The sequence below is a fragment of the Pseudomonas sp. S2_E01 genome (assembly GCF_054668365.1).
Window position 1 is genome coordinate 2,424,112 of the sequence record NZ_CP162762.1, and the last position, 22,625, is coordinate 2,446,736.

The following is a 22,625-nucleotide window of genomic DNA, read 5'->3' on the forward strand; positions in this document are numbered from 1 at the left end:
TCCTGAGCGCGGACGGCCCGGCAAATGGGCTCTCAAGCAGTTGAGGGGCGGGGTTTGGCAGGAGTTCCGTTTTTCTCGTGAACCGATGGCCCCTGCGGGAGCAAGCCTGTTGAAAGCGCTTATCGCGAGCACGCTCGCTCCTGCAGGGGATCAGCGGACCTAGAGCATCGGCTTGCCGCCCGTAATGCCGTAGCGCTGACCGGTGATGTAGCTGGCTTCATCCGACGCCAGCAGCACATAGATCGGCGCCACTTCCACGGGTTGGCCCGGTCGTCCCAGTGGGGTTTGCCCGCCGAAGTTCTCGACTTCCTCATCCGGCATGGTCGAGACGATCAAAGGCGTCCAGATCGGGCCCGGCGCCACGCAATTGACCCGGATGTTTTTCTCGCCGAGCATCTGCGCCAGCCCGGCGGTGAAGTTGGCAATTGCGCCCTTGGTGGTGGCGTAAGGCAGCAGCGTCGGTTTGGGCATGTCCGAGTTGACCGAGCTGGTGTTGATGATCGAACTGCCCGGCTGCATATGTTTCAGCGCGGCTTGGCAAATGCGGAAAATGGCCGTGATGTTGACATCGAAGGTCATCACCCATTCCTCGTCGGGTATGTCTTCGAAGCGCTCATGGGTCATTTGGAACGCGGCGTTGTTAACCAGGATGTCGATGCGGCCGAACCGTTCGACGGTCTTGTCCACCAGCGCCTGGCACTGGGCTTTTTGCGCGATATCGCCCGGCAGCAGCAGGCTCTGTCGTCCGGCCTGTTCGACCCAACGCGCGGTTTCCTGCGCATCTTCGTGCTCATTAAGGTAGGCAATCGCAACGTCCGCGCCTTCACGGGCGAAAGCAATGGCGACCGCTCGGCCGATGCCGCTGTCGGCGCCGGTGATCAGGGCGATCTTGCCCTCCAGTCGGCCGGAGCCTTTGTAGCTCTGCTCGCCGCAATCGGGGTACGGATCCATCTGTTTCTGCGAGCCGGGGACGGGTTGGGCCTGTTTCTTGAAGGGTGGTTTTGGATAGTCGGTCATCGGAAAATCTCCGTTATCAAGGTTGAAGAGTCATAGGGTGGACCCGGCTCTTTAACGGTGAGTTCGGTTGGATTGATGACCTGCGCCGACCTCGACTGTAGGAGCGAGCACGCTCGCGATGGAGGTCAACGATGACGCGGGGGCACCTGGCACTCCGCGGCGCTCTCCGGTTCATCGCGGGCAAGCCCGCTCCTACAGGGGATGTGGTCATCTGTAGGAGCGAGCTTGCTCGCGATGGAGGTCAACGATAACGCGGGGCATCTGACACTCCGCGGCGCTCTCCGGCTCATCGCGGGCAAGCCCGCTCCTACAGGGGATGTGGTCATCTGTAGGAGCGAGCACGCTCGCGATGGAGGTCAACGATAACGCGGGGCACCTGACACTCCGCGGCGCTCTCCGGCTCATCGCGGGCAAGCCCGCTCCCACGGGGGATGTGGTCATCTGTAGGAGTGAGCATGCTCACGATGGAGGTCAACGATAACGCGGGGCACCTGACACTCCGCGGCGCTCTCCGGCTCATCGCGGACAAGCCCGCTCCTACAGGAATGGAGTCACGGAGGACTCGCCCCGCTCAACACATGCGCATGACCAATGGTGGTGAGGTGTACCGCGGTGCCGGTCGGCGGGGCGTACAGCCCGGAGCTGCGCACCATCAGTGACCGGCCGGGCTGGGGGGCGAGTTCGACGGTCAGGGTGCAGGTGTTGCCGCTGAAGTCGCGATCAGTGACCACGGCGGGGCAACCGGCGACATCCAGGTTGTTCGAGACCACGCCAATCACTTGCAATTGCTCAGGGCGCAGCATGATCTGGGCACTGTGGTTGTTACGATGGTTGTTGACCGGGATCCGCCCCAGGTCGCAATGGGCCCAGCCGGCTTCGATCCGGGCGGGCATGACCACCGCATCCCCCAGAAAATGCGCGGTCTGTTCATCGTCGGGGTAGCGATACAGGTCCAGCGGATGACCCGACTGCACCAGCCGGCCATCGCGCATGACGGCCAGTTGATCGGCAAACGACAAGGCTTCGCTCTGGTCATGGGTGACCAGAATGGTGGTTACGCCCGCATCGTCGAGCAAGCGCGCGACCATTTTGCGCATGGCCGCGCGCAAGCCGGTGTCAAGCGCGGAGAAAGGCTCATCCAGTAACATCAGCCGGGGTTGTTGCGCCAGGGCCCGGGCCAACGCGACCCGTTGCTGCTGTCCGCCGGACAGTTCATGGGGCCAACGCTCCGCCATGCTCTGGGGCAGCGCCACGCTGTCGAGCAACTGCGCGATACGCTTGCGTTTTTCCTCGCCTTTGGTCGCCAGGCCAAACCCGATGTTCGCGCCCACGCTCAGGTGCGGAAACAGCGCACCGTCCTGCGGAACGTAACCGATCTGGCGTTGGTGAGCCGGGACTTCGTGGGTGGCGTCCACCAGCGTCTGGCCGTTAAGGAGCAGGCGCCCGGTATCGGGGAACTCGAAGCCGGCGATCATGCGCAGCAGCGTCGTTTTGCCTGACCCCGAAGGCCCGACGATAACAGTGCGGCTCCCGGTTGGCACCGAGAGGCTGACGCCGTCCAGGGCGCGCTGTGAGCCATAGGATTTACTGAGCGAATGCAGTTCAAGCGCGTTCATCGGCCCGCCGTGCGTTTGGATTGGTGGTAGAGGAGGCCGGTCAACGGCAATGACAATACGATCATCAGCAGCGCGTAGGGCGCGGCTGCCGCATAGTCGATTTCGCTGGTCAGGGCCCAGAAACCGGTGGCCAGCGTGCGGGCGCCATTGGGTGCCAACAGCAAGGTGGCGGTCAGTTCGTTGGTGATCGCCAGGAACACCAGTGCAGCACCTGCCGCAGCGCCGGGGGCAGCCAGGCGCAAAGTGATCAGCCACAGCGCCCGGGCGGGCGAACGTCCCAGGCTGCGAGCCATGTTTTCAAGCTCTATGGGGGCCTGTGCGATACCGGCACGCAGGCTGACCAATGCCCGGGGCAGAAACATCAACAGGTAGGCCAGCAGCACGGTCAGGGTCGTCTGGTAGATCGGCCGGGCGAAATGCACCGTCACCGTCACCAGTGCCAGCGCAACGACAATGCCCGGCAGGGAACTGGTGATGTAATTGCAGCTTTCAAGCATCCTCTGTAAACGCCCGGGTGAGCGGATCGAAAGCCAGGCGATCGGAATCGCCGCCAGGGTCGTGAGCGCGGCGCCTGCTGCTCCCAACAATAGTGTCTGCTGCAACGCCGGCAACAACTCGGCCATCTGCCAGACCTGCACACCGCCCGCGAGCAGCCACTTGCCCAAGGTCACCAGCGGGACGCCGAGCGTGAGGGCGCAGGTCAGCACCCACAGCGTCAGGGCCATCACCGTTTGGCCAGGCTTGAGCCGGACCAGTCGCTGTTCGCGGGCACTGCCCGAGCCGACCCGCGCATAACGTGCATGTCCACGAGCCGCCGACTCGACCGTCAACATCGCCAGACAACACAGGGCCAGCACGCCGGCGAGCATGTTGGCGGCAGGACCGTTGAAGGTCGATTTGAACTGGTCGAAAATCGCCGTGGTGAAGGTGTCGAAGCGGATCATCGCGTACAGGCCGTATTCGGCCAGCAGATGCAGGCCTACCAGCAGCGAGCCACCGCAGATGGCCAGCCGCAGCTGTGGCACCACCACTCGGAAAAACACCGTCCAGGGCTTGAGCCCCATCGATTGCGCGACGTCCTCGATAGCCGGGTCGAGACGGCGCAGGGTTGCGGCCACCGGCAAGTAAAGAAAGGGGAAGTAGGCGATAACCGACACCAGCACGCCGGCAAACAGCCCATGGATCGGCGGTACCAGGCTGACCCACGCGTAGCTGTGCACGAACGCCGGTACGGCGAGCGGCGCAATGGCCAGCAACGACCAGACCCGACGCCCGGACAAATTGCTGCGCTCGGTCAACCACGCCAACGTAACGCCCAGCGCGACGCACAGAGGAATGGTGATCGCCACCAGCAATACGGTATTGATCAGCAGTTCGCCCACCCGGGGGCGAAATACCAATTCCACCAGTCTGACCCATCCGGTCTGCCAGGAAACACCCAGCACAAACGCAATGGGCAGCAGAGACAGCAAGGACACCAACACGGACAAGCCGATCACCCACGCACCGCCACGGCCGGCAAACAAACCCCGGGAATGGCGGCGCATGGGGGCGGGGATCGGTGTAGCGACCCTCGCCGGTAGGGTTTCAGGCATCAATTCAGAGCAGTCCGGCCTGAGTCATCAGCTCCACGGCTTTTTTACTGTCGAGCCTGGACGCGTCGACCTTCGGCGCGTCGAGCTGTTGCAAAGGCACCAGTTTTGGGTTGGATTCAGCGTTCTTGCCAACAGCGTATTCGTACGAATTCCCGGTCTTGAGGATCGCCTGGCCGTCCTTGCCGGTCACCCACTTGAGGAACGCCTGAGCCTGTTCCTTGTGTTGACTCGACGCCAGGACGCCGCCACCGGAGACACTCACGAACGCGCCCGGATCCTTGTGCTTGAAGTAGTGCAGGGCGGTATTCTTGCTGTTTTCGCCCGTCTTGGCCTGATCGCCAAAACGGTAGTAGTGGTAGATCACGCCGCTGTCGATCTGCCCTGCATTCACTGCCTTGAGCACCGAACTGTTACCCCGATACGCGGTAAAGTTGGCTTTCATGCCCTTGAGCCATTCCAGCGTGGCCGCTTCGCCCTTGAGTTCCAGCACCGCCGCGACAATGGCCTGGAAGTCCGCACCGGCGGGCGAGGCCGCCCAACGACCTTTCCATTTCGGATCGGCCAGGTCCATCAGCGATTTCGGCAGGTCGGCTTCGGTGAATTTGCTCGGGTTATAGACAAACACTGTGGAGCGCGCGGCGATGCCCACCCACTTGCCGTGAGCCGGGCGGTAGGCGGCATCCACCTGTTCGAGGGTGGCCGGCGCCACCGGTGCGAACAGCCCGGCATTATCGACCAGCACCATCGCCGGCGAGTTTTCGGTGAGGAACACATCCGCCGGCGAAGCTGCACCTTCCTGGACGATCTGGTTGCCCATCTCGGTGTCATCGCCATTGCGCACCGTGACCTTGATCCCGGTCTCCTTGGTAAAACCCTCGATCCAGGCCTTGGTGAGGCTTTCATGCTGGGCGTTGTAAACCACAATGCCATCAGCGTCGGCAGCATAGACATGGCCGGCGCCGAGCAAGGCGGTGGCCAGCAGGGCTTTTTTCAGGAAAGACGGAACTTTGCAATTCATTGGGCGGGCAACTCCTGATCTATTTTTCCAGTGATGCAAGGCCTTTCGCAAAAAACTTTAATGCGAACGATTTGCATATTTAAGTCGCAGGGAATGTAGTGAGCACAATGAGAAAAATACGTTAAAAAAACCGTTAACAAATGTGATTTCCATTCAGATTAGCAGCACGAGAAACAAATGCTCGCGCGATCAGGATCGAGCACCGTCAGCGGCGTCGATCCAGATATCGAGGGTTAGCGTAGCTATGGATTGGCAGCTTGAAAGGTCGCCACCGCTGAAGATTGGTTTTGCGGGGTTATTTGAAGGCGTGTGTTTTCTTCAAAACGACCGGCCAACCGTCGGTATTGACGAGACCCAGCACTTGAAGTTGCCCGTTGCTGTCGACTCGCACGAATAACACACTGCCGTATTCACTGGTTTTCGCATGCGGGAAACCGGTCTGTGCTTCGAAGTCACTGATGCAACCGCTATGGGTGACGAGCAACAGGTTGTGGTGGGTACGTTTGTGCGCGACGACTTCGTTGGGCAAGGCCTTGCCGCAGGAGGCGAGCCAGTCCTGGGTGATGGCCTCTTTGCCAAACATGAAATGTGAAGTTTGCGCGGTGCGGGTGATCGGGCTGGTGAGGACATCCACCTGGGCCATGCCAAGTTGTTCAAAGTCTTGCCCCAGCGCCTTTGCCGCTTGGGTACCAAGGTCAGTTATGCCATCTGCCGGGCCGGAACAGGGATTGCTTGAACGGTCGCAACGCTCAGTGTGACGAACCAACGCGACAATATCGCCGGCCTGCCAGCGCCGAATCAGTTCGCCAGCGTTCCTGGAGCCTGCCTGCCCGAGATCGGCGGGGGAGCGCGGCCACCAGACAAAACCAGTGACCGCAACAGCGACGCAAAGCGCTGCGCTGTAAGACAGTATCGTTTGGAGTCGGGATTTCATGAAGATCTACGATCTGAACGTGGTTAGGGAAAACTAAGTTCAGCGCGGTAGTCGAGCGGTGAAACCAATGTGAAAAAAGCGCAGCGCAAGTCGGTGGGAGTGCGTTATTGAGCGACTGATAATGTTTGTCTTTGACGTGTATTACCCGGCGCGGATTAGACACATGTCTGCACAGCGGCTCCAGTCGTCACCGCCATGCAGACCGTGTTCAGGAAGCAGGGCAGGTAAGGTTTGTACCGCCAGTTGCCTTGCTGATCGCTTCCGCAAGGCGCTTGACGTTTTGTTGCTGGGCCAGCACCAGATCGTCGATCGAAGGCCCGGAAGGCGTCTGCAAGGTGCTGCGGCAGTTGAGCGTCGCGCGCTCACCGTCGCCAGGGCTGCGCAGGCGCCAACGAACGTCCATCAACGCATATTGGCCGGGAATCGAATCGAAGCGCTGGACCTCCAGCCGCACCGACACTTTGCGTTGGGGAGCGCTGTTGGCCAGTTGATCGATCAGTGCGCTGCGCAACTCATCCACCAGGGTTGCCGCCCACCAGTCAGTTTCGAGGATCGCCAGCCCGCTGTTGCCCTGGCGGATGACAATCTGCGGGCGATCCACCTGTGGCGGCACGTTGAGGCTTTCAATCTGAATTTCGCTGCCATTGCCCCGAGCCGTGGCGCCCAGCGGTGCAGGCGTGAGCGTGTGGAATTGAATGGGATCGCTGCGGCAAGCCGCCAGCAGCACACACGCAGTGACCAACGTAACCTTTAGCGAACACGCCATGATTGTTGCTCCTGTGGTCAGTTGCGCGGTGGCGCCTTGAGGTCCAATGGCGCGGCGTTGTCGGGACGGCCGCGAATCAGCGATTCCGGATGTCGGCCCAGGTAGTCCGATAGCTCTCGCAGCGAGCGCGACATGCGTTCGAGTTCGTTGAGGGTCTGGCCCAACTGCTCGCGTTGCGGCGAGTCCTCGGCCAGGGTCGACGTTGCCGATTGCAAGGTCTTGCTGACATCGGCCAGAGTAGTCGACACGCCAGGCAGCGTCTTGGCATTGAACTGCACCAGGCTCTTGCGCAGTTCCACGAGGTTGCTGTCGAGGTTGCCGGCGATCCGCTCGATTGGCAGCTGATTGATCTTGTTGACCATGCCTTCGAGTTTTTCCTGCAACTGCTCGAGGCTGCCGGGGATGGTTGGAATGGAAGGGGGGCGGGCGGTCGGATCGAACACGACTTTCTCGGCCTTGGGGTAGAAGTCGAGCGCGATATACAGCTGCCCGGTCAGCAGATTACCGCTGCGAGCCTGGGCGCGCAGGCCATTGTCGATGAAAGTGCCGATCAGGCGGATGCCGGCGGCTTCGTCCTCAGGGTTGTGATTCAACACCTTGAGCATTTTTACATGGGCCTGACCGAGCCGCTGCGGGTAGATGAGGATGCCGACATTGACCGGGAAGCTGCGTTTTTCGGCATCGAAATCCAGATTGACCGATACCACGCGACCGAACTCGACACCCAGGAACTCCACCGGCGCACCGACTTTGAGTCCGCGCAGTGCCTGTTCGAAGCGCAGCACCAGGTATTGCGCCTTGCCGGCGGGTGGGGCAAGGGCGGTCTGCTGGTCTTCGAACAGTTCGAAGGACTTTTCCTCGGCTGCCGCCACGTCATTGGGGCTGTACTCGGGGGCACGGAAGGCGATGCCACCGACCAGCAGCGAAGAAAGGGATTCGGTTTTCACCGCAAAACCGTTGGCGCCAACATTGACGTCAATGCCGCTGGCATTCCAGAAGCGGGTGTTTTCAGTGACGTAGGCGTCATTGGGTGAATGAATGAACACCTCGATGTTAACGCCCTTGCCGTCGGTATCCAGCGCGTAGGCAACCACCTGGCCGACCGGGATCTTGCGGTAGTAGACCGGCGAGCCGATATCCAATGAACCCAGGTCGTCGGTGTGCAATGTGAAGCGTTTCCCCGGTTCGCCATAGGTGATGGGCGGCGGGTTTTCCAGGCCGATGAAGCGTTTGGCTCGTGCATTGTCCTGGCCGATATCGGCGCCGATGTAATCACCGGAAAGCAGCGTGTCGATGCCGGATACGCCGCCGGCACCGATGCGCGGGCGCACCACCCAGAATTGCGAATCCTTGCGAGTGAAGCTTTCGGCCTGCTTGGCCAACTGGATGGTGGCGTTAACGCTTTTCTGGTCGTCACTCAGCTCGACGTCGGATACATGGCCGATGACCACGTTGCGGTATTTCACCTCGGTCTTGTTGGCGACCAGACCACTGCCGGTCTTGAAGGTCACGGTAATGGTGGGGCCTTCCTGCATGATGCTGTGCACCACCAGGGAAATGCCCACCAGGACGGCAACGATGGGCACGATCCACACCAGCGAAACGCTGAAACGCCTGGTCTTGACAGGCGCCGGTCCCGGGGCCTGCGGCCCGTCAGTGGCTTGCGACTTCATCCATGACCTCCTCGTTGGTTGGACTGTCCCAGATCATCCTGGGGTCGAAACTCATCGCCGCCAGCATGGTGAACACCACCACGAGGCCGAAAAACAGAATGCCGGTGCGTGGCTCGATGTCGGCCAGGGCCTGGAATTTCACCAGTGAGGCAACCAGCGCGACCACGATCACATCGAGCATCGACCAATAGCCGATGACCTCGACGAAGCGGTACAACTGCGAGCGCTCCTTGCGCGCCCAGTTACTGTTGCGCTGCACGGTAATCAACAGCATGCCCAGGGCAATGAACTTGATGCCTGGCACCGCAATGCTGGCAATGAAAATTATCAGGGCGATGTCCCAGGCACCGTGCGACCAAAAGTCGATGACACCACTCATGATGGTGCTGTCGGCACCGTTGCCGACCATCTTGGTGTTCATCACCGGCAGCAGATTGGCCGGGACGTAGAACACCAGGGAGGTGATCAGATAGGCCCAGGTCCGCGTCAGCGCATGGGTCTTTCGCCGATGCAACGGCGCGCCGCAGCGCTCGCATTCGTGGGGCTCATGGGTCATGTCACAGGCCAGGCCGCAGGTGTGGCACAGGCACAGGTTGAATTCGTCGGCGGTGGGTGGTGTGCTCATGGCAGCTCCCACAGATCGCGCACATCGCGCCCGGCGATGCGGATCATCATCAGGCTCAGAATGGCCAGGGCGATCAGGCCGATACCGGGCAGCACGTCGAGAAACCCGGCCAGTTTGATCACGGCCACCATGGCCCCCAGCAGACAGACTTCCAGCATGCTCCAGGGCCGCAACGTTTCCAGCCATCGCATGCAGAACTTGAACCCCGGCGAACGATGGCCCGCCAGGGCATGGCTCAGCACCCAGATCAGCAGGACCAACTGGAATATCGGCGCGATGATCATGGAGATCGCCGCCACCAGGGCAATGAAGGTGATCGGCCCCAGGCTCAGGGCCAGCACCGAATCCCACAGCGTCGCACTGTTCTTCAGGCCTTGCAGGCTGATGCTCATGACCGGGTAGAAATTGGCGAAGATCCACAGCATCAGTGCGGTGAGGGTCAGCGCCAGGCGCTGCTGCACCGTCAGCCCGTTATAACGCTGAAGCACGCCACCGCAGCGCACGCAGAGGGTTTTCTGATGTTTGGCGAGCGTGACTTTCTGGTACACGCAGTCGCAGTGCTCGCAGATGATCAGTTGATCGGTCGAAGCCATAGGCCGCTCTCGCCGGGAGACAGGAAAGTCAGAGCACCACCTCAATATAGAAGTGCCTTGCGATTGAGCAAATCGAAAGGCGCAATGCGAGGTGCCGACTCAGGGGTATTCCTGTCTTGCGTGCAGGATGCTCAGGACTTCTATCTGGTCCGTTACGCGGTAGACCACGACAAAATTGGGATGTACCACGATTTCCCGAGTACCGGAAACGCGGCCGGTTCGATACAGGAAGGGGGGTCGCGAAAGTGCTGCGACAGCAGCGTCGATGGCTCTGCTCAGCTCGTTGGCTGCTTGAATATCGTGATCGCTGATGTAGTCGAGTATTTCCAATAATTCAGCCCGAGCTCCGGGCCGCCATTCAATCCGCATCGCTCCTGTTACGCTTGGACTCAATCAATGCTTGGACTTCGGCCATTACCTGATCGTGCGGAGTATTGGGACGCGGATCGTCTATCGAAGACTGCACTTTTGCACGAAACCAGCGGTCATGGCCGGCCACCTGTTCCTCGTTATCGAGCGAAGGATCAAACGTAGGTCGTTCGGGGCACATGGAGACCTCCATATCGGATGCCGGCCAGTCTATTCGCGATGGAGTTTTTTGTCGTGGTTGCACTGACTGTCGGGTGGGTATTTCACACAGGTCGTTCATGATGAGATGCCGTCGCTGAAGGAGGTCACCACGCTAAACTTCGGGTTTCTGACCGGCAACCTTAAAAAGATGTCGGACGATTCCTGGTGCTGTGCCCGATCCCGCGTTAAATCTGACATCCCGCGCAGTGGGTTGCCTGGGTGCCCGCGGTGTCTGGGCCACCATCGCGACGGTTCGACGCCTCGACAAGCTCGCTCCTACAGGGGTGGGTCAGCCCAGGACTTCGCGCAGGCGGTACCAGAGCATGCCGAGGGCCAGCAGGGGGGAGCGCAGCATCGGGCCGCCGGGGAAGGTCATGTGCGGCACGGCGCTGAAGACGTCGAACCCCTGGCTGTGACCTGTATGGATCACTTCACCCAGCAGCTTCGCGCACCAGTGCGTGACGTTCAGGCCATGACCCGAGTAACCCTGGGCGTAGAACACGTTCGGATGCTGGCGCAAGCGACCCACCTGCGGGAAGCGATTAGCGGTGATGCCGATCTTGCCGCCCCATTGATAGTCGATACGCACGTCGGCCAGTTGCGGGAACACCTTGAGCATCTGCGGACGCATGTAGGCGGCGATGTCCGCCGGATCGCGCCTGGAATAATGGCAGGCGCCGCCGAACAGTAAACGCCGGTCGGACGAGAGCCGGTAATAATCCAGGCCGACTTTCTGGTCGCACAACGCCAGGTTCTGCGGGATCAGATTGGCCGCGACGTTCGGCGCCAGGGGCTCTGTGGCGATAATGTAGCTGCCGGCGGGCAATACTTTGCCGCTGAGTTTGGGCTCCAGTTCGTCCAGATGTGCGTTGCATGCCAGTACGAGGCTACCGGCGCGTACGGTGCCGGAGGCGCAGCGTATCTGCACGGTGCTGCCATGGATCAGTTCCAGCACCGGGCTCTGCTCGAAAATCTTCACCCCGAGGTTTTGCGCCACGCGCGCTTCGCCGAGCACCAGGTTCAAGGGGTGCAAATGCCCGGAGCCCATGTCAACCAGGCCTCCTGCGTACACCCCGGAGTTGACCACTTGTTCGCGGATCTGCTCGGGGCCGACCAGTCGAGTTTCAGGGGCGTAACCGCTTTCGATCAGGTGTTGCTGCTCGGTCTTAAACGCAGCGAACTGGGCCGGGGTGTTGGCCAGTTCGCAGAAACCCCAGCGCAGGTCGCATTCGATGTCGTGCTCGCGGATGCGTTGACCCACCAACTGCACCGATTCGACCCCGGCGCGCTCCATGTAACGCACGCCTTCAACGCCGACATGTTTGGCAAAGCCACTGACATCATGACCAATGCCGCGAATCAACTGCCCTCCATTACGCCCGCTGGCGCCCCAACCAATGCGCCGGGCTTCCAGCAGGATCACCGAGAGCCCGCGCTGCGCCAGTTCGATGGCGGTGTTGACCCCGGTAAACCCGCCGCCAATCACACAGACGTCCGCCGTCAGGTCGCCAGACAGGGCAGGGAAGGGTGCCAGTCCGTTGGCCGAGGCGGCATAGTAGGAGCGGGCATGTTCTTGGGTGTACTGATTCATTTGTTCGACTTCACTTTGCTCCAGGAACGGGTCATCAATCGCATGATCGACTGGGGCGGGGTGGTGGAGATGTACAGCTTGTCGAGAACGTCCTGAGGCGGGTAAACCTCGGGGTTGTTCACAAGCTCGGCGTCCATGTACTGCTTGGCCGCCGGGTTCGGGTTGGCGTAGCCGACCGAGGCACTGACCTTGGCGATTACTTGCGGGTCTAGCAGGTAATTGATGAAGGCGTGTGCTTCTTTGGGGTTACTGGCATCGGCGGGAATCGCCAGCAGGTCGAACCACAGGTTACTGCCTTCCTTGGGAATGGCGTAGGCGATGTTCACACCATTACCGGCTTCCTTGGCGCGGTTCGCGGCCTGGAATACATCGCCGGAATAACCGAAGGCCACGCAGATATCACCGTTTGCCAGGTCGGACACGTATTTGGAGGAGTGGAAGTAGGTGACATAAGGACGAATGCTCAGCAGCTTGGCTTCGGCCTTTTTATAGTCGTCGGCCTTTTCACTGCGTGGGTCCATGCCCATGTAATTGAGGACGGCCGGGAACACTTCATCCGGCGAGTCCATCATCGATACGCCGCACTGGCTGAGCTTCTTGATGTTTTCCGGCTCGAACAGCACGGCCCAGGAGTCGATGTGGTCGATGCCCAGCACCTGTTTGACCTTGTCCACGTTGTAGCCGATACCGTTGGTGCCCCACAGATACGGAACGGAGTGCTGGTTGCCCGGATCGTTCTGCTCCAGCAACTTCAACAGTTTCGGGTCGAGATTCTTGAAGTTCGGCAGTTGTTCACGATCCAGTTTTAGGAACGCGCCGGCCTTCACCTGGCGACCGAGAAAGTGGTTGGACGGCACGACTACGTCATAGCCGGTGCGGCCGGCGAGCAGCTTGCCTTCCAGGGTTTCGTTGGAATCGAAAACGTCATAGATCACCTTGATCCCGGTTTTCGCCTGGAAGTCGGTGAGGGTGGTTTCGCCAATGTAATCGGTCCAGTTGTAGACGCTGACGGTGGGCTCGGCGTGGGCCAGGGTACTGAACGCTACCACCAGGGCGGTGGGGAGGAAGGATTTGAGTAGACGCATTTCGACACCTCTTGTTGGAGTTGTTGAGATTGTTTGGTGTTCGCTTGCCCCTTGTGGGAGCGGCGGTGCGGCGATCCGACTTGCTCGCTCCCACTGAAGAAGGGGCGGTGTGTCAGACACTAAGCAGTAAAAACTCCCGCTCCCACGAGCTGATCACCCGCTTGAAGTTCTCGTGTTCGGCGCGCTTGACGGCGACATAACCACGAATGAACTTGCTGCCCAGATAGCGCTCGATGGCCGTGCATTCCTCCATCTGGGTCAACGCTTCCTCGATGGTGATCGGCAACCGCAGGTTGCGGCGTTCGTAGGCCCGGCCCTCTACGGCGGCGCTCGGCGCGATGCTCTCGACCATGCCGATGTAGCCGCACAGCAGGCTGGCGGCAATCGCCAGATAAGGGTTGGCGTCGGCGCCCGGCAGGCGGTTTTCCACGCGCATCGCTTCAGGGCTGGAGGTCGGCACGCGCAGGCCGACAGTGCGGTTTTCTTCCCCCCATTCGACGTTCACCGGCGCCGAGGTGTCCGGCAGGAAGCGGCGGAACGAATTGACGTTGGGCGCGAACATCGGCAGCACTTTGGGGATGTATTTCTGCAAACCGCCGATGTAGTGCAGGAACAGCTCGCTCATCTGCCCATCCTCAGTGGCGAAGATCGGCTTGCCGCTGATGATGTCCACCACGCTCTGGTGAATGTGCATGGCGCTGCCAGGCTCGTCGCCAATAGGCTTGGCCATGAAGGTTGCCGCCACGTTGTGCTTGAGCGCTGCCTCGCGCATCGTTCGCTTGAACACGGTGATCTGGTCGGCCAGGTCCAGGGCGTCGCCGTGGCGGAAGTTGATCTCCATCTGCGCCGGGCCGTCTTCGTGGATCAGTGTGTCGAGGTCCAGGCCTTGCAGTTCACACCAGTCGTAGACGTCTTCGAACAACGGGTCGAACTCGTTGGCGGCGTCGATGGAAAACGACTGCCGACCACTCTCCGCGCGACCGGAACGGCCCAGCGGCGCCTTGAGCGGCAAGTCCGGGTCTTCGCAGCGCTGGGTGAGGTAGAACTCCATTTCCGGGGCGACAATCGGCTTCCAGCCCTTGTCGGTGTAGAGCTGCAAGACTTTCTTCAGCACGTTGCGTGGCGACAGCTCGATGGGGTTGCCAAACTTGTCGAAGGTGTCGTGGATCACGATGGCCGTCGGTTCGATCGCCCATGGAATCACGTACACGGCGTCGGACACCGGCTTGCAGACCATGTCGATGTCCGCCGGGTCGAGCAGGTCGTAGTAGATGTCGTCGTCGACGAAGTCCCCGGTTACCGTTTGCAAAAGCACACTTTCCGGCAGGCGCATGCCTCGCTCATGCAGGAACTTGTTGGTCGGTGCAATCTTGCCGCGTGCAATGCCGGTCAGGTCGCTGACCACGCACTCGACTTCGGTAATCTTGTGATCTTTCAGCCACGTCAGCAACTGATCGAAAGGGACATTCATAAAGACCTCGTTATTGGTTTTATTAACGCCGAGGAGGCCGGTTTCATCCGCCGCACACTTCCCCTGAGACGCGTTGACGACTATCTTGGGCGAGCCACGAGGTTCCATCTATCCACTTTCAGCAGCACCGAGACGCACCAAAAGAGTGCGAAAGGTCACCCATGACAGCGTGCAATTCGTTACAGGTCCAGGCGTTCGATACCACCGACGTAGCTGAGCAAATCCGCGCCACACCGGGCTGGGTGCAGCATTACCAGCAGATGTCGCCAGGGCATTTTGCTGGTCGGGTGCGTTATCTCGACCTGCAGGGTGTGGAAATCTACGAAGAACACATGAACACCCGGGTCGAGCAGAATTTCGGCGCTCCCGAAGGGGCCCTGGCGTTCTGTTTCGATCGCAGCGACAACGCGCTGTACGTGCTCAATGAAGAGAGCCGCAACATCTGGATCACCCCGGAGAACTACCAGGAAATCGCCGTGGTCTTCGGCCCGGAATTTGTCCAGCGCCACGGCCTGAATGTGTCCCGGCTGGAAGGCTTGTTCATGGCGCCGCTGAACTCGGGACAGAACGCGCTGTTCAGTCGCTGGCTCAGCGCAACCCTGACCCGTCTGGCGCAAATCATTGATCCGCCGAGCAGGGACGCGCTGACGCAGCAGTTGCTCGAAGACTGCCTCTACATCCTCGATAACGCCTGTATCTGCCTGGATCGTGGCGGCTTGCAGCGTCGCACTGAAGAGCGCTCAGTGATAAAACGCATCGGCGAATGGGCAGCCGATTCCCCTGAGGAAACGCTCAACCTGCTGGAGCTGTCGCAGATTGCCGGTGTTTCACTGCGTCAGTTGCAACATGCATTCAAGGCCTACACCGGCATGACACCCACCCACTGGCTACGGCTGCGCCGCCTCAACAGCGCCCGTCGCCAACTGCTCAGCAGCTCACCGCTGGAAACCACGGTGGCCGAGGTGGCGATGCAGTGGTCGTTCTGGCATCTGGGGCGGTTTTCCAGCAGTTATCACGCGTTGTTTCGGGAGCTTCCGAGTGAAACTCTGAAGCGTACATGCGGCCGTCAGTCGCCTGCCCGGAGTGCTTCGTCACGCTGATCTAGACTCTTGATGACTCCCCATTGCCCGGAGGTCATCATGAACAGGTTGTCTTCCCTAGGCCTTTGTGCCGCGCTCTCGCTCGGTGTCAGCCAGGCACTTGCCCAGTCGGTCGTCCCCATGAAAGGCCAGAGCTCGCAACAGACCCAGACCGACATGGCTGAATGCCAGAACATCGCGGCCGGCCAAACCCCTTCATCGACGCCCTCTGGCGGCCGGATCAAGGGCGCTGCGGCCGGTGCTGCCGCCGGGGCGACGGCGGCGCAGATACGCGGCAACCAGCACGATGAGGTTTATGATCGTGTCGATGACGACCGCAAGCAGGACTATCGCCAGGACCGCGCCAAACAAACGGCTGCGGCGGGCATGGTGGTCGGTGGTTCGCGCCAGCGCCAGGACCGGCGAGCTCAGCGCAACAGCAATGAGACCGCCAACGCGACGGCCTACAGCAGTTGTCTGCAAGGCAAGGGCTATCAGGTCAATCCGTGAGCGTGTCGTGTGGCTCGCCGGTCCAACAGGCGAACCATCAGGCACGCATACAATGTCACCAGCAAGAACAACCCCATGCGGATCGCGAACGCGGTATAGACGTCCTTGCCTGCCGCGCTGTCCTGAACCGATTGGCCGAGCAGGATGATCAGGGTGATGAAGGTATTGAGCCAGAAGCCCGGACTGAATCGGCCCGGGCTTAAGCCGTACAACTTGCGCGCCAGGATCAGGCCGAACAGCAACATCCACAGAAAAAACATCCAGAGATGCACGAACACGCTGAGCGCACACCAGAACAACACCGCGAGCAAACCACCCAATAACGTCGATGCGACGAGCTCACGCCCAGCATTGCGGGCGGTGGTGGAGCTTTGCTGTCCCAGGCTCACGGCCTTGAGGATGATTGGCAGATAGCTCGCCGGATCCACCAGGACCAGCAAAAAGGTCGGCATCACGATCAACGTCGCACGCAGCGCCACCCGGTCAGTTTCGTCGGCCGGCAGCGACGGGGCAGCGGGTGGGGAGGGGGCATTGGTCGGGTCGGGAAACAGCCAGTGGCTCACGGCGACGATCAGCACTACCAATAGCAAGCCCTTGACCAGTGCGCCGATGACCGTTGCCGCCAGGTCGAAATCGGCGACCCCCGCAGCAGGTATCATGGTCAGGCCGATCACCAGGAACGTCACGATCAGGTTGTTGCCGCCACGCAAACCATAACGAAACACCAGGAACAGACTGACGCCCACCAGCAATACGCCGCTGACCGGGTAATAACGCAGGACTGGGATCAACAGCAGGCCAACACCGGTGGTCAACAGCGCGGCGAGCGTCAAAGCCAGGCCGGCCTTGAGCGGCAAGGGGCGATTGACGCTGGCCAGCAGCACCAACGCCAGCACCGGCGCCAGAAACGGAATCGGCAACGCCAGGCCAAAGCTCGCCACCAGGCACAACGCCGTGCCGGTGGCCAGGCGCAGTGCGCGCTGGGCCCGAGGCGATCGTTCAGTAGGCATACGACAGCCAGCTCATCAGGCGGAAGAACAGGCGACCCAACGGGTTCAACAGATGGCCTTCGGACGGAAACGCCATGACTTCCGCCTGGCCGCCCGCACGGATCGCCCGACTGTCACGCAAACGCGCCTCCGCGTCCTCCGAGAACTCGATGATCACCGGAAAACGTTGGGCCGGGCGCAGCCAGTCGCGGCTGTTCTGCACCGTGGGCAAGCTACCAGGCTGGGTCGGTTGGCCCACGCTGACGCCGTAGCCGATGCTGCGCACGCGCCCGTCGAACACTTCACCGGGCAACGCATCGAGTACGATCGATACCGGCGTATCGAGTTTGACCCTCCCCAGGTTGTTCTCGGTCATGTCGGCGCTGATCCACATGTCATGGATGGCGATCAGCGTCATGACGGGGCTGCCCACCGCCGCGAATTGCCCGGCGTCGGTGCGCAGGTCAGTGATCAATCCTGCCGAGCGCGCACGGATCTGTGTGTTGGCCAGGTCCAGTTCGGCTTTCGACAGTGCTGTGGCGGCACTGCGCAATAGTGCGTTGTCCTCGGCACTGCCACCTTCCTGCTCCTGGGCACGTTGCACTTCGGCGCGGGCAGCGGCCACCTGGCTGACCGCCTGTTCGCGGTTGGCGCGGGACACCTCCAGCAGGCGTACGGAAATGGTTCCGGGGTCGTCTCGATGCAGGGCTTCCAGGCGCTGGTTGTCCTGGCGCGCCTTGAGCTCATTGGCCTGGGCCGCGCGCAAGTTGGCTTGCGCTGAAGCGATGCCGGCCGTGCTGGCGCCGATCTGCCGTCGCGTCGACTCCAGGTCGGCGCGGGCACGGTCGACGGCAATCTGGTAGGGCTGCGGGTCCACTTCGAACAGCAGGTCGCCGGCCTTGACGTCCTGGTTGTTGCGGACGTTGACGCGCACCACCCGGCCAGCGACTTCAGCCGCCACCGGAATCACAAAGGCACCGACCCGCGCCTGCTGCGTGTAAGGCGTAACGCGGTCCGCCGCCAGGTACCACGCCAGGCTCAGCAGGATCAGCAGCAACACCCAGCGGATACCTTTTTTCGCAGGGTCGGCCGGTGCCTTGGCAGGTTTGGAGGAGGGGGGCGCTTCACTCATGGGACTCTACCTTTTTCACTTGGGCAGGCCTGGGGTCTTCCAGCAAATCCCCCCAGTCCGTGCGTTGCTCCATTTGCTGGCGGGTCGCCGCATCGAGTTTCGGCTGCGGGCTGTACCAGCCACCGCCCAGGGCCTTGTACAGGGCAATCACGTTGCTCACGGCATTGCTGCGGCTGACCAGATAATTGTCCTGTTGCTCGAGCAATGCGCGCTGGGCATCCAGCACCCGCTGAAAATCCGAGTAGCCTTCCAGGTATTGCGCGTCCGCCAACACCAGCGAGCGTTTGGCGGCCACTTCGGCTTCGCGCAGGATGCGTTCGCGTTCCAGGGATTTGATCAAACCGCTGGCTGCATCATCGGCTTCGCGGGCGGCCTGGCGCACTTTGTCGCGATAGGCCTCGATAAGCTGTTGCAAGCGCGCGTCCTGGACTCGCACGTTGTTGCTGATCTGGCCATGGTCGAACAGATTCCAGCGCAGGCTTGGCCCGCCGATAAAATCCAGGTTCCTCGACGTGCCATTCAGCGTATCGGCGGACCAGACGATGCTGCCCAGCAACGTCAGCGATGGGTAAAAGTCGGTTTCGGCCACACCGATCAAGGCCGACTGCGCCGCCACATTCAACTCGGCGGCGCGCACATCAGGACGGCGAAGCAGCAGGTTGGCCGGCACATCCTGCAACACGGCGCGATCCACCAAAGGAATCAGCCCCTGATTTTCAAGCAACTGCGGCAACGCCCCCGGTGGCTGACCGATCAACGCGGCCAGGGCGTTGCGCAGGCGCAGCACCTGATCCTCGAAGCTCGGGATGGTGCTCAAGGTGCCCAGGTACTGAGTCCTGGCTTGCTGCAGATCGAGCTCGGCTTGCTGACCACTGTTGAACAGTTTTTCGGTGATCTCGAAATTGCGCTTTTGTTGCTTGGCGTTGGCCTGCGCGACGCGCAAACGCGCCTCAGTGGTTCGCAGGGAGAAATAGGTGTCCGCCACCTGAGCCCGCAGCAGCACCAGCACGTCGTCATAGTTGGCCTGTGCGGCGAAGTAACTGGCGTCGGCCGACTCAATGGCCCGACTGAACCTCCCCCAGAAATCCAGTTCCCAGCCCACATCGAAACCGGCACTGTATTGCCAGAAATGGTTGTCCTGCGGATTATCGCCCCCGAATTGTCGACGATTGACGTAAAGACTGTCTGCGCTGGCTTGCTGCACTTGTGGATAGCGTCCACTCAGCGCAATACCCAACTGCGCCCGGGCTTCCATCACCCGCAGGCCGGCTATCCTGAGGTCGGAATTGTTGGCGTCGGCGTCGGCAATCAAACGATCCAGCACCGGGTCACCGAACACCTGCCACCAGCGCTGCAAATCCGGATGAAGGCCGTGCTCACTGGATTGATCAAGGGCAGGAGTGTTCCAGTGTTCAATCCACGGTTGTTTCGGCGACTGAAAATCCGGCCCCAGGCGCACGCAGCCGGTCAGGCCCAGCACACCCAGCAAAAGCAATCGGCCCAGTTGCGTCAGATGCATGCGTGTACGCCAGTGGATTGAGTTCAAAGGAGCATAGACGGCTTGCAGCGTTGCCAACTTCAAACTGGGCGTGCGGGTTAAATTGAATGATGGCGGTCAGCCTTGGCGCCGCACCCTGTTCCCACCGCATATCGCTTTGGGCTCATCCATCGAGCTTAATGTCCAGACGCTTCAGCCTCGATGCCAATGTCGTAGGTTTGAGCCCTAATAGCTCCGCTGCACCACCTTTCCCGAACAGTTTCCCGGCTGTGGCCTTGAGGGCCGACTGAACATTATTGCGCTCCAATTCCCTCATTTGAGCGTCGGTCAAAATCGCATTTGACGCTGATGGAGGCTGAGTGCTTTGGGCAGGCGCTTTCATTTCATCTGGAAAATCCAGGTTCAGGTCTGGACCATTGGAGGTTATCAAGGCTCGCTCAATGACGTTCTGCAATTCACGTATGTTGCCCGGCCAAGAGTAGCGTTGCAGTACCTCGATATCGGAATGACGGAGGCGTCGTCCAGGCATGTTCAAGCGCTTGCTGGTTTGTTTGAGAAAGTGCGCAGCCAGGGGAGCAATATCCAAGGGACGGTCACGTAGCGCCGGCGACTGGATCGGGAAAACGTTGAGACGAAAATAGAGGTCTTCGCGAAAGTGTTTGGCCGCGACTTCTTGGCGCAAGTCGCGGTTGGTCGCTGCGATGATCCGCACATCAACTTTACGTGTCCGTTCTTCACCGACGCGCTCGAACTGACCTTCCTGCAAGACCCGCAACAGTTTGCTTTGCAGTTCCAAGGGGATTTCGCCGATTTCATCGAGAAACAGGGTCCCGCCATCCGCCAGCTCGAAGCGTCCTACCCGGTCACGTACAGCACCGGTAAAGGCGCCGCGAATGTGGCCGAAGAATTCACTCTCGAACAGCTCCGCGGGAATCGCCGCACAGTTGACCCGAATCAGTGGGTGCCCGTTACGGCGACTCGCCTGGTGAATGGCACGGGCGATCAGCTCTTTACCCGTCCCCGATTCACCATTGATCAAAACGCTGGCATCGGTCGGAGCGACTACGTCGATCTGGCGAATGATCTTCTTGATCGGTTCACTCTGGCCGACGATTTCGCGAAAGTTATGCTCGATGTGAATCTCTTCCTGCAAGTAGGCGTTTTGCTCTTCGAGGCGAACCTTGAGCACCTTGAGTTCTTCCAGGGCGCTTTGCAGTTGGGTTTCAGTGCTGCGGCGCTCGGTGATGTCGCGGAACACTACAACGGCACCTACGATTCGGCCGTCGGATATCACCGGGGTGCTGGTGAATTCAACTGGAAGAGAACTACCGTCTCGACGCCAGAAGACTTCTTGGCGCCCCTCGTGGACCACCCCGTCGCGCACGGCTTTGTAGATCGGACACTCTTCGACCGGATAATGACTACCGTCTGCATGTGTGTGATGGTGGATGCGGTGTATGTTTTTGCCGATCATGTCCTGCGGCTCCCAGCCCAGCATTCGCGCGCCGGCCGGGTTGACGAAAGTGGCCAGTCCTTCGCTGTTGATGCTGTAGATGCCATCACCCACTGAGCTGAGCAAAAGTTGGTTGTCGCGTTCGGATTCCTGGAACAGGTTAAGGATATTGCGCCACTCAATCAGGCCGCCACGCATCGTACGTTCGGTATGAGCCTGATCACGTTGATATTTCTCATGACTCATTTCGCGGAGCACAAGAATCAGGTGCTGCTCACCTTTGATCTGCAGGGTTGTTGCGGAAATCTCCAGTTCAATGCGCTCGCCACTTTTGCAGTTGCAGCTCAGCTCCTCGGTCCAGCCACGGCCTTTGTCCATCACCGCTTGAGTGAATACGATCAAGTCCGCCAGTTGATGACCGAACAGTTTGCTTACCGGCAGCTCCAACAACTCCTGACGCGGATAGCCAAGCAGCTTGCAAGCAGCGATGTTGAGATCGCCCAACCGGTCGGAAAAGGGATTGAGCAGCGCAATGGCTTCGGCGCAATGCTCGAACACCATATTTCGTGCTGAATACGCCAGATCAGCCCAGCCGTTAAGAGAGTCAGTTTCGGTCATGACTACGAATTCTCGTACTTTAACCCTACGAATATTCGTATTTCTACGGGAATCCGTGATCATCCGATAGCATCAGATACGTATTTAAAAGGCGGATCAGATTCGTATTTCCATATAAATCAATAGCCTAGGAGGCTACTAAAAATCATTTTATTTTTTGGCACGGCGTTCGCTCTATCTCCTGTAACCCCGGCAGCCGACATGGCTGACGTTCAAGCAAGAAGAAACTGGAGAGCGACACTATGCCAACCGTGGACATCCCCCATTACAAAGACGGCGACTTCCTGGTCAATTACGAAGAGAAAGTCTTCGAGGACGTCAAAGCCGAGCCCGGCGAAAAAGTTCTGATCACCTTCCACACCATCGCCTTCGAGGGCTCCATCGGCTTGGTCAATATGCTTCAGGCCAAGCGTCTGTTGCGCAAAGGCTTTGAAACCAAAGTTCTGTTGTACGGACCGGGGGTGCAACTGGGCGTGCAACGCGGTTTCCCAACCCTGGGCGCCGAGGCGTTCCCGGGCCATCTGGCAGTGAACAAGCAATTGATGCAATTCATGGAGGAGGGCGGTGAGGTGTACGCCTGCCGTTTTGCCCTGCAAGCCCTCTATGGTCAGACCGAGAAAGCCTTGATCGAAGGCATTCGTCCGATCAATCCCCTGGATGTGATGGACCTCCGTCTGCTGATGCGCCGTGAGGGCGCGATGATCATCGACACCTGGACTGCCTGACTTTACTGCTCCTGCAGGATGTGAGTACTGCACCCGCATCTTGTAGGAGCAGGGCCAGCCCGCGAAA

21 protein-coding genes are annotated in these 22,625 nt (G+C 60.2%); 3 read left to right on the forward strand and 18 right to left on the reverse strand.

Annotated features, from left to right (window positions below; genetic code table 11):
* Nucleotides 1–159: 159 nt before the first annotated feature.
* The 14 genes from AB4O36_RS11085 to AB4O36_RS11150 form a co-directional block, all read right to left on the reverse strand.
* Nucleotides 160–1,017 (reverse strand): SDR family oxidoreductase, encoded by an 858-nt coding sequence (locus tag AB4O36_RS11085; RefSeq protein WP_460141734.1) that lies wholly within the window; start codon nt 1,015–1,017, stop codon nt 160–162.
* 551 nt (nt 1,018–1,568) lie between these two features.
* Nucleotides 1,569–2,633 carry an ABC transporter ATP-binding protein gene (locus AB4O36_RS11090; RefSeq protein WP_460141735.1) on the reverse strand — a complete coding sequence of 355 codons (1,065 nt, stop codon included), beginning with the start codon at nt 2,631–2,633 and terminating at the stop codon, nt 1,569–1,571.
* Nucleotides 2,630–4,228, reverse strand: a complete 1,599-nt coding sequence (locus AB4O36_RS11095; protein ID WP_460141736.1) for an ABC transporter permease — start codon at nt 4,226–4,228, stop codon at nt 2,630–2,632. The genes AB4O36_RS11090 and AB4O36_RS11095 overlap by 4 nt, the downstream gene beginning before the upstream one ends.
* A 4-nt stretch (nt 4,229–4,232) precedes the next feature.
* Nucleotides 4,233–5,246: an iron ABC transporter substrate-binding protein gene (locus AB4O36_RS11100; RefSeq protein ID WP_460141737.1), complete on the reverse strand. Its 1,014-nt coding sequence runs from the start codon at nt 5,244–5,246 to the stop codon at nt 4,233–4,235.
* Nucleotides 5,247–5,541: 295 nt separating this feature from the next.
* Nucleotides 5,542–6,180, reverse strand: coding sequence for a lipopolysaccharide core heptose(II)-phosphate phosphatase PmrG (pmrG, locus tag AB4O36_RS11105; RefSeq protein WP_460141738.1), 639 nt, complete (start codon nt 6,178–6,180; stop codon nt 5,542–5,544).
* A gap of 208 nt (nt 6,181–6,388) precedes the next feature.
* On the reverse strand, nt 6,389–6,946 hold the full coding sequence (locus AB4O36_RS11110; RefSeq protein WP_460141739.1) for a PqiC family protein: 558 nt from the start codon (nt 6,944–6,946) through the stop codon (nt 6,389–6,391).
* Between the two features lie 17 nt (nt 6,947–6,963).
* Nucleotides 6,964–8,619 carry a PqiB family protein gene (locus AB4O36_RS11115; RefSeq protein WP_460141740.1) on the reverse strand — a complete coding sequence of 552 codons (1,656 nt, stop codon included), beginning with the start codon at nt 8,617–8,619 and terminating at the stop codon, nt 6,964–6,966.
* Nucleotides 8,600–9,244 carry a paraquat-inducible protein A gene (locus AB4O36_RS11120; protein WP_460141741.1) on the reverse strand — a complete coding sequence of 215 codons (645 nt, stop codon included), beginning with the start codon at nt 9,242–9,244 and terminating at the stop codon, nt 8,600–8,602. Before AB4O36_RS11120 ends, AB4O36_RS11115 begins: the two co-directional genes overlap by 20 nt.
* A complete protein-coding gene (locus AB4O36_RS11125) occupies nt 9,241–9,837 on the reverse strand; it encodes a paraquat-inducible protein A (RefSeq protein ID WP_460141742.1) in 597 nt (198 codons plus the stop codon). Before AB4O36_RS11125 ends, AB4O36_RS11120 begins: the two co-directional genes overlap by 4 nt.
* Before the next feature lie 99 nt (nt 9,838–9,936).
* Nucleotides 9,937–10,206: a type II toxin-antitoxin system RelE/ParE family toxin gene (locus AB4O36_RS11130; protein ID WP_460141743.1), complete on the reverse strand. Its 270-nt coding sequence runs from the start codon at nt 10,204–10,206 to the stop codon at nt 9,937–9,939.
* On the reverse strand, nt 10,196–10,387 hold the full coding sequence (gene relB / locus AB4O36_RS11135; RefSeq protein WP_460141744.1) for a type II toxin-antitoxin system RelB family antitoxin: 192 nt from the start codon (nt 10,385–10,387) through the stop codon (nt 10,196–10,198). The genes AB4O36_RS11130 and relB overlap by 11 nt, the downstream gene beginning before the upstream one ends.
* 309 nt (nt 10,388–10,696) lie before the next feature.
* The gene (locus tag AB4O36_RS11140) at nt 10,697–11,998 is read right to left on the reverse strand and encodes an NAD(P)/FAD-dependent oxidoreductase (protein WP_460141745.1); all 1,302 of its coding nucleotides are present in this window, start codon (nt 11,996–11,998) and stop codon (nt 10,697–10,699) included.
* Nucleotides 11,995–13,083: a polyamine ABC transporter substrate-binding protein gene (locus tag AB4O36_RS11145; RefSeq protein WP_460124960.1), complete on the reverse strand. Its 1,089-nt coding sequence runs from the start codon at nt 13,081–13,083 to the stop codon at nt 11,995–11,997. Before AB4O36_RS11145 ends, AB4O36_RS11140 begins: the two co-directional genes overlap by 4 nt.
* 112 nt (nt 13,084–13,195) lie before the next feature.
* Nucleotides 13,196–14,554 carry a glutamine synthetase family protein gene (locus AB4O36_RS11150; protein WP_460141746.1) on the reverse strand — a complete coding sequence of 453 codons (1,359 nt, stop codon included), beginning with the start codon at nt 14,552–14,554 and terminating at the stop codon, nt 13,196–13,198.
* A 161-nt stretch (nt 14,555–14,715) separates the two neighbouring features.
* Here AB4O36_RS11150 and AB4O36_RS11155 point away from each other — a divergent pair, with 161 nt between their 5' ends.
* The gene (locus AB4O36_RS11155) at nt 14,716–15,654 is read left to right on the forward strand and encodes a helix-turn-helix domain-containing protein (RefSeq protein WP_460124965.1); all 939 of its coding nucleotides are present in this window, start codon (nt 14,716–14,718) and stop codon (nt 15,652–15,654) included.
* A gap of 39 nt (nt 15,655–15,693) precedes the next feature.
* Nucleotides 15,694–16,143 carry a hypothetical protein gene (locus AB4O36_RS11160; protein WP_460124968.1) on the forward strand — a complete coding sequence of 150 codons (450 nt, stop codon included), beginning with the start codon at nt 15,694–15,696 and terminating at the stop codon, nt 16,141–16,143.
* On the opposite strand, the gene AB4O36_RS11165 is transcribed toward AB4O36_RS11160, so the two are convergent.
* The 4 genes from AB4O36_RS11165 to AB4O36_RS11180 all read right to left on the reverse strand — a co-directional run bounded on the left by AB4O36_RS11165 (nt 16,128) and on the right by AB4O36_RS11180 (nt 21,833).
* Nucleotides 16,128–17,153: a DUF2955 domain-containing protein gene (locus AB4O36_RS11165; protein WP_460141747.1), complete on the reverse strand. Its 1,026-nt coding sequence runs from the start codon at nt 17,151–17,153 to the stop codon at nt 16,128–16,130. The genes AB4O36_RS11160 and AB4O36_RS11165 overlap by 16 nt on opposite strands.
* Entirely contained in the window at nt 17,143–18,264 is a 1,122-nt protein-coding gene (locus AB4O36_RS11170; RefSeq protein WP_460124974.1) for an HlyD family secretion protein, read from the reverse strand. Before AB4O36_RS11170 ends, AB4O36_RS11165 begins: the two co-directional genes overlap by 11 nt.
* A complete protein-coding gene (locus AB4O36_RS11175; RefSeq protein ID WP_460141748.1) occupies nt 18,257–19,783 on the reverse strand; it encodes an efflux transporter outer membrane subunit in 1,527 nt (508 codons plus the stop codon). The genes AB4O36_RS11170 and AB4O36_RS11175 overlap by 8 nt, the downstream gene beginning before the upstream one ends.
* Nucleotides 19,784–19,925: 142 nt before the next feature.
* Nucleotides 19,926–21,833 (reverse strand): sigma 54-interacting transcriptional regulator, encoded by a 1,908-nt coding sequence (locus tag AB4O36_RS11180; RefSeq protein WP_460141749.1) that lies wholly within the window; start codon nt 21,831–21,833, stop codon nt 19,926–19,928.
* A 242-nt stretch (nt 21,834–22,075) separates the two neighbouring features.
* Here AB4O36_RS11180 and AB4O36_RS11185 point away from each other — a divergent pair, with 242 nt between their 5' ends.
* Nucleotides 22,076–22,558 carry an MSMEG_0572/Sll0783 family nitrogen starvation response protein gene (locus AB4O36_RS11185; protein WP_460124982.1) on the forward strand — a complete coding sequence of 161 codons (483 nt, stop codon included), beginning with the start codon at nt 22,076–22,078 and terminating at the stop codon, nt 22,556–22,558.
* The last annotated feature ends 67 nt before the right edge of the window (nt 22,559–22,625 follow it).